8 protein-coding genes are annotated in these 11,136 nt (G+C 72.1%); 3 read left to right on the top strand and 5 right to left on the bottom strand.

The window, feature by feature from the left end:
* Positions 1-200 precede the first annotated feature (200 nt).
* Entirely contained in the window at positions 201-845 is a 645-nt protein-coding gene (locus ACZ4QV_RS30640) for a hypothetical protein (RefSeq protein WP_361151907.1), read from the top strand.
* 77 nt (positions 846-922) lie between these two features.
* Here ACZ4QV_RS30640 and ACZ4QV_RS30635 read toward each other — a convergent pair whose 3' ends face one another.
* The 3 genes from ACZ4QV_RS30635 to ACZ4QV_RS30625 are packed head-to-tail and all read right to left on the bottom strand — an operon-like array spanning position 923 to position 5,900.
* Positions 923-2,401 (bottom strand): MFS transporter, encoded by a 1,479-nt coding sequence (locus tag ACZ4QV_RS30635; protein ID WP_467763684.1) that lies wholly within the window; start codon positions 2,399-2,401, stop codon positions 923-925.
* Complete coding sequence (locus tag ACZ4QV_RS30630; protein ID WP_361151914.1) at positions 2,398-4,419, bottom strand: PEP/pyruvate-binding domain-containing protein; 2,022 nt, start codon at positions 4,417-4,419, stop codon at positions 2,398-2,400. Before ACZ4QV_RS30630 ends, ACZ4QV_RS30635 begins: the two co-directional genes overlap by 4 nt.
* Entirely contained in the window at positions 4,416-5,900 is a 1,485-nt protein-coding gene (locus ACZ4QV_RS30625) for an ATP-grasp domain-containing protein (protein WP_361151917.1), read from the bottom strand. The genes ACZ4QV_RS30630 and ACZ4QV_RS30625 overlap by 4 nt, the downstream gene beginning before the upstream one ends.
* Positions 5,901-6,260: 360 nt before the next feature.
* Here ACZ4QV_RS30625 and ACZ4QV_RS30620 point away from each other — a divergent pair, with 360 nt between their 5' ends.
* Together ACZ4QV_RS30620 and ACZ4QV_RS30615 are read left to right on the top strand one after the other, a co-directional pair.
* The gene (locus ACZ4QV_RS30620; RefSeq protein ID WP_361583583.1) at positions 6,261-7,550 is read left to right on the top strand and encodes a PAS domain S-box protein; all 1,290 of its coding nucleotides are present in this window, start codon (positions 6,261-6,263) and stop codon (positions 7,548-7,550) included.
* A 1,326-nt stretch (positions 7,551-8,876) separates the two neighbouring features.
* On the top strand, positions 8,877-9,071 hold the full coding sequence (locus ACZ4QV_RS30615; protein WP_361151922.1) for a hypothetical protein: 195 nt from the start codon (positions 8,877-8,879) through the stop codon (positions 9,069-9,071).
* 91 nt (positions 9,072-9,162) lie between these two features.
* Here the strand turns inward: ACZ4QV_RS30615 and ACZ4QV_RS30610 are convergent, their stop codons facing one another.
* Positions 9,163-10,161 (bottom strand): hypothetical protein, encoded by a 999-nt coding sequence (locus ACZ4QV_RS30610; RefSeq protein WP_467763683.1) that lies wholly within the window; start codon positions 10,159-10,161, stop codon positions 9,163-9,165.
* Positions 10,158-10,505, bottom strand: coding sequence for a PadR family transcriptional regulator (locus tag ACZ4QV_RS30605; protein WP_361151926.1), 348 nt, complete (start codon positions 10,503-10,505; stop codon positions 10,158-10,160). Before ACZ4QV_RS30605 ends, ACZ4QV_RS30610 begins: the two co-directional genes overlap by 4 nt.
* Positions 10,506-11,136: the final 631 nt, after the last annotated feature.

Below are 11,136 nucleotides of genomic sequence, written 5' to 3'. Positions count from 1 at the left end.
AGGAGGCGGCCGACGTGCTCGGTGGTGTGTCGGCGAGTGGCGTGTGCTGTTCAGGGGTATGGCGGGAAGCAGCGATGACGGGGGAGCGGGTCTCTTCCGGGGGTGCGAGGGGCCGTAGGGGTGCTTCGTGCGTCTGTCGGTCACGCATCTGACGGGGGGCGCGCCTGTGTGGCGCGTCGATGAGAGGGGCGCCGAACGCCATGCAGAGAACGTCTTTCCGTGGCTTCTTCCGTACCGGACTCGTGGTGTCGGCCGTCGCGGTGGCGTCGGTCATGCCGGGTACCGCGGCGAGTGCGGCCGTGCCGGCGGACGTGTCGCACGGCGTTCCGATGGGGGCGCGGACCCCTTCGGCGCGCGGCTGTGCCATCGTCTACTTCGATCTGGGCGAGACTCTGGTGCACACGGCCGCGGACTCCGGCATCCGCTATCTGCCGGGTGCCGCCGCGTACCTGCGCACGTTGCGGGAGCGGCACATCGAGGTCGGGCTGATCACCAACGTGCCGTCCTCGTGGGGCACCACGGATGCCGAGCGCGCTGCCGCCCTGAAGAAGGAGGTCGACGGCGCGTGGAAGGGGCCCGTCCCGTTCGCCTGGGAGGACTTCGGCGACCGGATCCTCACTCCGCGCACCGAGGCGGAGCGTAAGCCGGCACCCGCCCTCTGGAAGCGGGCCAAGGCCGCGGCGCACGGCTGTCGCCTCGTCTACGAGGGGGAGACTGCCGAGGAGACGTACGTGGCGGCTTCGCTCGGTTACGTTGCCTATCGGGTCGGACGGCCCTTCCGTCCCGCCTACCTCCCGGCCCGAGTGATCGAGTGCCTGACGTACGGCTCCCGTCGGCGCGCCTGAGCAGTTGTGTGTGCGCCTGCGCCCGTACGTACGCCCGCACTCCCGCGCCCCGAAGTGGGCGCGGGAGTGCGGGCGTCCTACACGGCGGCCTTGGGATGTGTGTCCGGCGCGCCGGACGCCGCGCCTCCCGGATGCCCTCGACGGGAGCCCGGCTCCTCCGCCGTCTCGGAACCCGGCCCTTCTGTCGCCTCGGGACCCGGTCCCTTTGCCGTCTCGGAATCCGGCCGCTCCGTCGTCTCCAGGACCGCACCCCCCTCCGTCGTCCCCTCCACACCGCGCCGCGTCCGCATGCTTCGCAGGACCAGTTGGAAGGCGCCGAGCAGCACCGCCGTCGCCAGGGCGCTGTGCCAGAGCAGGGCGTCCAGGTGGCCTGCGGAGAGGTAGGCGCCCACGGCGACGGCCGCCAGCGCGCACACCGCGCGGTCCACGATCGACTCGACCGACAGCAGCGTCGCCCGTGGGGCGCCGGCAGGTACGGCATCGTTGACCAGCTTGCGCTGGACGGGATAGGCGAAGCCGGCCGCGGCGGCGAACACGCAGAGGAGAGCGACGACCGTCCAGGGCCCGCCGAGGGTGATGCCCGCCAGGGTGCCCGCGAGGACGAGGCTGAGGACGGAGACCCAGGCCACCGGTGTCAGGCGGCGGCCCAGCCACTGGGGGCGGGCCGAGCCCACGGCCTCCGCCACCGTCATGGCGGCGAGTACCCCGCCGTGCGCGGACTCGCCGATGCCGTGGTCGAGCAGGATCGGCTGGAAGAGGTTGACCTGACAGATCCTGGACAGAGTGAACACGGCCACGCCCTGCACCATGACCAGCGCCAGCCACGGCGAGGAGACGACGCAGCGCAGTGCGGCCTTCGCGTCGCCCAGTGAGGTGCCGCGCTCGCCCCTCGGTGCCCGGGGCTTTCCGGTCCGGCCCGGCGAGGCCGTACCGCGTGCCTCGGCGGACGTCGCCGTTCGTGGCAGGGCGATGACACAGATCAGGGAACCCGCCGCGCTCAGGGCGCTCAGGAGGTACGGGGCCGGGTGGACGAGGACCATCAGCGGCCCGACCAGGGGCCAGCACAGGATCTTCGCGGCGAGTCCCAGGGCCCGGGCGGTCCCCTCCGCCTTGAGGTAGTGCTCCTCGCACCCCTCGGCGCGCAACCCGTCGTACAGGTACGCGCTGGCCGCGCCCGAGGTGAGGGAGCGGCCTGCGGCGATGGCGAGGAAGTGGACGAGGAAACCGGAGTACGAGGAACTGACCACCGGGGCGAGGTTCGCCGCGGTCATCACGACGGCGCCGGCCCGCAGGCAGTTGCGGGTACCGATGCGGTCGGCGATCAGTCCGGTCGGGATCTCGAAGAGGCAGAAGGCCACGTAGTAGATGCTCTGGATACCGAAGATCTGCCCGTCGGAGAGGCCGGCGTCCTTCTGGTAGGCGTAGAACACCGGCATCCACCACAGCAGGTTGAACAGTAGCTGGAAGCCGTAGTTGAGGCGGATGACACGGCGGGCGGTGCCGGTCGGGGGCGTGGCCGCGGGCCGTGCCGCGGAGCGCGGGGGGCGGGGGCTCACAGCGCGTAGGGGCGGATCTGGACCAGGCGGAAGTCGCCCTGGTCGGTCAGCAGCCACTCGATGTCCAGGGGGTCGTCCACCTCGGGGGCGCTGAAGTGGGACTGGAGCAGCCGGCCGGTCAGGGACAGGTCCGCCAGCCGGGCCCGTGCGGTGGCGGGCAGGCCCTCGCTCCAGGAGCCGAGGGCGACGGTGCGCCCGCCGCCCTCGACGGTGTTGTAGAGGTACTGCTGCGGCAGCACCTCGCCCTCGACGACCTGTTCGGGCGAGCCCGGCGAACAGTTGAGGTAGACGTTGCGGAAGTCCTCGCGCCGGGTGGGGTCGCAGGTCACCAGGACGCCGCCGAGCGCGGCGGGGACGTACTCCTGGATGATCACGCCCATGTAGGTGTCGTCCAGGGATATGCCGACCTGGTGGCGCAGCCGCACACTGCGCGGCGAGAGCAGGGAGGCCCACACCTGCCGCACGGCGTCCAGGAGTTCGCCGGTGCCGCGGACGGTGGTGACGGAGTCGTAGACGCCGGCCGCGGAGAAGCCCGGCAGGTCCTCGGCGTTGGAGGAGGAGCGTACGACGAGGCGGCCGCCGGCGGCGAGCGGGGCGGGGAGGGACCGGGTGATCTCCCCGGTGACGGAGTCGGGCATCGCGGTGTGCCGGATCAGGTGCTGGATCTCCAGGCAGAGCGAGTCGAGGACGCCCATGGCGTCGAGTTCGAGCGCCATCTTCAGCTTGCCGATGCCCTGCTGGAGCGCGGGGGAGGAGGTGAGGAAACGGTGCAGGAGGGAGAACGGCAGGGCCATGCCCTCGGGGGCCGCGACGGTGCCGGCCACGAAGGCGGACGCGGCCGCCCGGAGTTCGGTGGCGGAGGGCGCGTCCAGGCCGAGCCGGGCCGCGAGGTGCCCGTACAGGTTCTTACGGGGCGGGCGGGGGCGGCCGTAGAACGCGGTGAGGTCGGCCGTGCGGCTGTCGAGCACGTGGTGCAGCTCTCCGAGGCTGGCCGCCTTGGTGCCGTAGCGGTCCCGGTCGGCGCTGCGCAGCCGGTGCAGGGAGAGGACGGGCGCGTCCTCCAGGAGCGGTGGTTCCAGGCGGATGCGCTGCTGGTGCCAGGCCGGGGCCCGCAGCTCGGGGGCCTGCTCCAGCCGCTCCAGGGTGATCTCGTCCTCGCGGACCCGGTAGCTGACCCAGGCCCCGTCCAGACCGTCCCTCTCGACGAGCTGGTCCAGGTCGCGGACGATCGCGTTGGGGATGCCCCATCCGGAGGCGAGGACGTTGGTGTGGGACAGCGGGGTGATGGGCGCGGTGTTGATGAATCCGGCCACCCGCTGCACGCCGTCCGGCAGGCAGGGCATGGCGACGATGTCCGACCAGCCGAGTCCGCCGGCCGCCGCCTCGTACTCCGCCACGGTCTCGAAGCAGCGCAGCCGGCCGGTGGCTTCCCCGGCGTTGAGCGGCACTCGGACCTTGGAGCCGAAGAGCTGGTGGCCGAGGATGCGCGGCACCCGCTGCTCACTGACCGAGGCCAGTGCCTCCTCCTGACCGTGGTTGGCGGGCTTGAGCAGGAGCGGCAGCCTGCCGTCGACGCGCTCCCGGACGAAGCTGTAGAAGAACTCCAGCAACTCCCCGTGCATGGTGTCGGCCTCGGTGGTCTCCAGCACGAGGAAGGTGCCTTCGCGGCCCTCCCGGCCTTCCCGGTCCTCGTCGGTGTGCAGGGACAGCACTCCGAGCAGGAAGCGGCGCTCGGGGTCCATGTAGACGGACGCGTTGAACTCGTCGAGCCGGGCGTCAAGTTCGGAGAGGTCCATGCCGAGGACACGGGTGGCGATGTAGTTCACGTGGAAGGGGTGGGCGGCCGTGTCGAGCAGGTGCCAGGTGGCCTCGGCGCGGTCGACGACGACCTTCAGGTACGGGTGGCCTGCCAGGACCCCGGACAGCGTACGGAACAGCGGCAGCGAGAGGTTCTCCCCGACGACCGTGCGGTCGGTCGCGGGATCCGCGACGCTGACGGGGAGCGGAGTGGTGGTCATACGGCGACCTCCTCGGACGGTACGGCCGGCCGGACGCGCGGGCGGGTGGGGGATGGCAACGGAGTGGCCGTGGACGTGACCGTGGCCGGGGGCCGGGCGGCCGGAGCCTCGGACCGCGGCGCGGCGGGTACGGCGGGCGGCAGCACGTCGGGCAGCGCGTCCACCAGAGCCGTGAAGTCGCGCAGCACGGTGCGCGCGTCGGCGGCGGAGAGCAGGCACAGGGCCGCCATCGTGTTGGCGCCGCCGGCGGGGTCGTAGACCGGTACGGTGCTGCCGTCGGGCAGGGAACTCTCCGGTACCACCGAGAGCGTGCTGCCCGCGCTCAGCGCGACGGCCTCCTGCACCACGGAGAAGTCCCACCGCCTGCGGTCCCGCCAGGCCGCGCCGCGGCCGTCCACCGCGAGCACGACTAGGGAGCCCGCGGCGCCCCGCGCCTGCTCCGGGCCGAGGACCCGCTCGGGCCAGGCGACCGGACGGCCCAGAAGATGGTCCACGAGCATGCCGACGACGTCGAGCCCGAACACCTCCTCGATCTGCGGGACGGTCATCGCGCCGCCGAACCGGGCGGCCGTCTCGATCAGCCACATGCGCCCGTCGGCGCCGAGCTTGATCTCGGTGTGCGTGCCGCAGTCGCGCAGGCCGAGGGCGTCGACGGCCTCCCGGGCGAGGGCGACGACGCGGTCCTGGAGGTCCGCGGGAAGCGACGCGGGGGTGATGCCGGCGCGCTCGGTGAACGGCTGCACCGTCGGCATCCGGCCGCTGACGCAGACCGGCCGGAAGACGCCGCCGGTCACCACGCCCTCGACGCTGACGTAGTCGCCCCAGCCGGGCTCGTCGAACCAGCCCGCGGTGTCGCCGGTCACGATCTCCTCGACCACGAAGTGTCCGGCTGCCTCGGCCACATGGAGTTCGGCGAAGCCCAGCCGGGCGGACAGGGCCATGGTCTCGCGCGAGCGCCGCCAGGCGGCGTCGGCCTCCTGCGGGGAGCCGATGATCTGATGGGCGGTGGAACCGGCGCTCCAGGCCGCCTTCAGCAGCAGGGGAGCGGTCAGGGCGGCGACGGCCTCGTGGAGGTCCGCCTGGGTGGCTACGGGGCGGAACGCGGGCTGCGGCAGACCGTGCCGGTGCCAGGTGTGCCGCATCATCCGCTTGTCGCGGGCGAGCGCGGCGGCGTCTCCCGCCCCGGCGAGACCGAGCGCCTCACACGCCTCGGCGACGGCAACGACCGCGTACTCGGAGAAGGTGAGAACCGCGTCCGCGCCGACGGCTTCGGCTCGCGCGACGATCAACGAGACCAGGTCGGACCGCTCCGCGTCGGTGGGCAGCACGACCGAGGCGCACAGCCGCTCCGCGGACGCGGCGACCGACGGCGGAAGCGCGCTGAGCGCCAGCAGGTGCACGTCCGCCCGTGCGGCTGCCCGGGACAGGACATGGCCGAGCGGCGGACCACCCTTGGCGTGCACCAACAGCACCGTGCTCACGGAAATTCGTCTCCCATCGCTTGTTCTGTTCGCTCGTCCGTCCGGAGGCGTCGGGCCGGGACCCGGACACGGTGACGCAACCCGCGTAGAACACGGCGGGTAACCGGTGACACACACAAGGGAAACAGAAGGTGAGTGCCGGAAATGCCACCGGAGGCGGGCGCCAATCAGGCAAATGCCAAAGTCGTGGACATCGTTGGAGGGCGGACGAACGGTGGGGATCACCTGAGGCAAGCCGCCCCGGCGACGCGCTCACGTATCGCAGTCGGCCGATAACCGAGCATGGCCGGACTCCGCACGGGATAGGCATCGCCATGTCACTTCCCGCCACCCGGCGGGGACATGGACGGAAAGGCCGCCGTGGACGATCCCGGTCTCAGAGCACTGCTGGAGCGCCTCCCTGTGTCCTGGTGGGAGGCCGACGAGCAGGGGCGCGTCGAGGAGCAGGGCGGCGGGGCCTTCGCCGACCTGCCCACCGCGCAGCGCTTCCTGGACCGCGTGCGCCAAGAGCTGTCCGCTCCGGGGACCGCTCTCCAGGACGACCGCCACCTGGTCCGGTTCGACGGCCGGACCTTCGACGTGAGACGGCCCCAGGACGGGAGCCCGGGCTGGACGCGCGGGTTCGCGATGGAGGCCGGCACGCTGCCCGCGGGCGGCCGGCCGTACGCCGCTTTCGCGGACTTCGCCGATTTCGCACCGGCCGCGGCCTTCCTCCGCGACCGCGACGGCCGCTACTTATGGGCCAACCACGCCTACGCGCATCTCTACGGCACCACACCGGAGCGGGTCGTCGGCAGCCGTATCGAGGACCTCGACACCCCCTCCGACGCCGCCCAGTTCCGGGCCCTGGACCAGGAGATCCTCAGCCGCGGCAAGCCGGTCCGCCACCACCTGCGCTATCACCGTTCGGACGGCAGCACAGGACAGGCGGCCGGCCACCGCTTCCCGGCCCAGGAGAACGGCCGTACCTGTGTGGCCGGGATCTATGTCGACATCACCGACCACGTCCGCGCGACGAGCCAGCGCCAGGAGGCCGAGGAGAATCTGCGCGCGCTGCGGGATCACAGCGGCCTGCCCTGCGCGCTGCTCTCGGTCGGCGGCCGTATCGAACAGGCGGGTACGGCCGCCGCCGAACTGTTCCGGACACGCCTGTCCGACCTCGTCGGCCGCCGCGCGCACACTCTGCTCGCCGCCACGCCCGACCTCCGCCCCCTGCGTCGCGCCTGGGAGGGGCTGATCACCCGCCGCATCAGGCGGGCGGAGACCTCCGCCGTACTCCTGGACGCCGAGGGGCGCCAGCGCCGCGCACAGCTCCACCTGTCCACGGTGAGCGGGCCCGTCGGCCGTGTCGCGCACGTGTGGGCCGTCGTCACCGACCAGAGCATCGCCCACGAGGCCCACCCGCCGCTCACCGCCGCGCAGATCCGCATACTGTCCCTCCTCGCCGGCGGCCGCACCAACGGCGAGATCGCCACCTCGCTGAAGCTCTCCCGGCAGGCGGTCGACTACCACCTCAGCCGGCTCCGGGACCTGCTGGACGCCGAAACCAGGCCCGCCCTCGTCGCCCGTGCCTACGTCCTCGGCATCCTCGCCCCCCGCGCCTGGCCACCGCGCCCGGCCGCGACCCACGGCCCGCTCAGCTCACGCTGAGAGCCACGGGCCGCGCCCGCGGCCGCGGGCCGGCCACGGGAGGCAGCGAAGCCGGCGACTTGCCGGCATCGCGTCAGGCCCGCGCCGGCTCCTCGACGCCCGCCCAGGCCGGCAAAGGGGAACCCCGCCACGGTCACCTACCGCGTCCTCCGCCAGAAGCGCGCTGCAAACTGACGAAGGTGTCGGCCGTCAAGACCCGTACGCAGGCAATCAACCAGCTCAAGGCCGTCCCCATTACTGCTGATCTCGCCTTGCGGGAAGAACTGGCCGGACTGGGCAATGCCGGACTCTTCCGGGACCTCTGTCTGGTTCGCCGACGTGAGCGGTGCGGAGCAGGTGCCGTCGCCTTGGCCGCAACCGCCATCGGCGCAGCCCGCACTCGCCGGGCCGAGCAGCCCGCGACCGCGCCGGAAACCGCCGCACCGTACCCGGGCCGAGCGATGCCCCGAGCTGGCAGGAGGGCATGTGCGTTGAACGGGCTGACGTCCAGGGCGGTATCCGCGCCGGCCTGCCCTTGCGCCGAGGCGGCCCGCTCGTGTTGCGGTCTCCGCGGACTCTTGCCCCACCCTCCGGCAAACCGACTCACGGTCACCCTGCAAGCCGTAAAGGGGCGCGTCGTTCGGCACAGGGAATGCCGGTGGGCGACGCGACCTCTTCGATGGTGCGGGTGCTTGCGCCCGCACGGAGTCTCGCGTGGGAGGGCGGTGGGCCGCTGTGCGTCGCAGCAGCGGGTGTTCGGCGCGGCATCGACGGAGCGCCTCCCGGCCATGGCGGCAGGGCGCGCGCTGCTGTATCTGGCCTGGCGGGACGAACGCGATCGGGTGCTGTGGTGGGCGGTGAGCGACGGGCGGGTGGAGCGGGCCGCGCGCGGTACACCGGAGCCCGCTCCGGCCACGCCCCCGCGCGGCACCATACGGCGCGCGCTTTCCGAGGACGCCGCCCGCCGGTGGTCGCAGCCGGTCGCCGTACCTGTCCGCCCGCTGCGCGGGATCGCCTTCGCTTCACTCAGAGACTCAGAGAACCGTCCATGGCCGTTTGCGGCCCCATGTGGCCGCGTGTGGCGATGACGATACGACGCGAACCTGGTCCTGAGCGGTGTCTTTGCGCCAGTTCGGATGGGTGATCTGGTGGGACCGTACGGGCTGGGTCAGGCTACGACCGCACTGATCGCCTTGTCTGCCGCCCCAGAGGGGAACCATCGTGCGTACTCGGTACCGTTTCGCGGCTGTCGCAGCTTCCGTTGCACTGGCGGGTGGCGGCCTGCTGGGCATGGCCCCCCATGCCTCCGCCGCCACCGCAGCACTCTCCTGCAGCACACCCTCGTACTTGGTCGGAAGCGGAGGGCACCACGGTGCCTCCATCCGGTGCACCGGTTCGTCCTTCACCGGATACATCGACTGCTACAAGGCGAATTACGGCACCTACCGGCACTTCGGCAACCGCGTGCCGTCCGGTGGAACGTCGACCACCTGGTGCGACCTGAACGCGAAGGTGGTCGCGGCGGGGGCCACGCCCTCCTGACACGCCGCCTGACCTCCTGTCCCCGGCGCTGCTGCGGCCGGGGACAGGCAGGCCCTTCTCCGCCGGTCCCCGCGCACTGCCGCTGCGGGGGTCAGGTGCCGGAAGCGGCGGGCCCGTTGCTGCGTGTGGTGTGGCGTCGGCGGCGCACCACGGCGGCCGCCGCTACGGCCGTACCGAGGAGCGTCCCGGCGAGGAGGCCGCCGTACGGCACGCTGCCGAGAAGCCCGTAGTCGTGCCACAGCCAGAACAGCATGGCCGTGGCCACTCCCGCGGCCGTGAACCGCGCGCTTCGCCCGCGCCGTGCCAGCGCGGCGAACAGGAAGACCGCCAACACGGCCAGGGGTGCCAGAGCTTCCAGCCCCCACAGCGTCTGGGTGGCCCACGTCATCTCCCCGAGGGAGCCTGTGGCCCAGGCCAGCGTATGGGTGAGGAAACTCGCCACGGCCACGGCCGCGATCGCTGTCCGGTCGCGGACACGGACGGGTGGCAGGTCCTTCGGGCAGCACAGCAGGATCAGGGTGATCAGTACGGGACAGAGGATGTCCGAGGTGGCGAGCAGCGGGCGGTTCAGGTACCGGAAGTAGACGAGGTAGTCCGCCTCGAACACCCAGGTGGCCACGGGCAGGGCCACCACACCGAACATGGCGAGCATCCTTGCCGGCGCCCACCGTCCTGCGGCCCCGCACAGCAGTGCCAGCGCACAGGCCAGCGTGCCGCACTCATGGACGAGCCACACCACCCGGTCCGCCGTCTGCCCTCCGTCCGCCCAGTACTGCGCTGTCCAGCCGTCTGCCCACAGCGTGCTGTTGCCCAGCAATCCGAACAGGGCGGGGGCGCACACGACGGCCAGGACGTAGGGAGCGGCGGCGGCCAGAAAGCGCCCGGGGCCGTCCGCGGAGGTCAGACACAGGTGCACCCGAAGTGCGTGCCGGACCATGTCGGCCGCTTCTCGCAGGCGCACCAGACGCCCGGCGTCCCGGATCACGTCGGAATGGATGGCGGCGATCTCCGGCCCGTGCTCGCGGCGGTAGGACGCCGGGTACAGGCGCAAGAGCCGTGTGGTACGGGCCTGTTCAGGCGCCTCGGTCATGCGGTGGCCCCCTTCGGGCCGGGCCGGTGGACGGCGAGCCGGCGCTCGGCCTCGACGGCGGTGGCGCGCAGACGCTCGGCTTCGGCGGCCAGCGTGGCGCGGCCCTGCGGTGTCAGGGCATAGGTGCGACGGGCCCGTCCGCTGACGGTCTCCTCGCTGTGAACCTGGATCTGTCCGTCTTCGAGCAGGCGTTGCAGGGCGCTGTAGAGGGTGCCGGTTCGCAGTGTCACACGCCCGTCCGACATCTTCTTGACCTCCTGGGTGATCGCGTAGCCGTGGCGGGGCCGGTCCGCCACGGCGCACAGGATCAGTGAGGTCGGTTCCTGCAGAGATCTTCTAGTCACGTCCTCACCATAGGTCGCCCATCGGCATATGTCGACCAGTCACCTATGGCGCCTTGGAATCTGCGTCGGTCTGTTCAGCGTTTTGCTGCGCCCCGCCCGAGGCCGACCGCGCCCCGGCGGGCCTGCACCTCGGGGGCGCCCGGGCCCTCGCCGGTCGCGAACTGCACTCTCCCGACCTGCGGCCCCGGCGGCCGTTGGCGCCGGGGACACGGCGGTGGCCGCGTACACGAGTACCGCAGCGCCGATACACGAGCTCAACACCCGCTGCGTTCAGGTCTCTTCCGGCCGAGGAGAAGCTGGTTCTGGGGAGGCGTACGTCGGGTCCGGCTACGTGGTGGTACATGAGTCAGGGGAAGCTCTCTCGATGAGGCAGTTTCGTCGGCGCGCGCGTACTGGCTTACGGAGCTGGGTCGGGCACACAAACATCAAGACGACCATGAGGCGGTATGCCGGGCCGGACGTAGAGGGCCTCCACGGAGCCGCCGCCTCAGGGGACGGCCTGCACGGGGGCGAGAGGAGTCGAGCCGAACTCGGAGTCCGGCTACCGCTTGCGGACCGACAGCCATGAACGGGAGAGCCAGTCCGGCCGCGGCCAAGTCTCCTACCAGGCGCGCGCTCCCATTGCCGACGC

The sequence above is a fragment of the Streptomyces sp. NPDC026394 genome (assembly GCF_055567735.1).
Note: the sequence above shows the minus strand (reverse complement) of the source record. Positions and strands in the feature narration are given on the sequence as shown.

What these genes read in the sequence shown, in the direction of transcription:
- ACZ4QV_RS30640 (WP_361151907.1), top strand. Translation starts at nt 201, where the DNA reads ATGCAGAGAACGTCTTTCCGTGGCTTCTTCCGTACCGGACTCGTGGTG.
- ACZ4QV_RS30630 (WP_361151914.1), bottom strand. Translation starts at nt 4,419, where the DNA reads ATGACCACCACTCCGCTCCCCGTCAGCGTCGCGGATCCCGCGACCGAC.
- ACZ4QV_RS30610 (WP_467763683.1), bottom strand. Translation starts at nt 10,161, where the DNA reads ATGACCGAGGCGCCTGAACAGGCCCGTACCACACGGCTCTTGCGCCTG.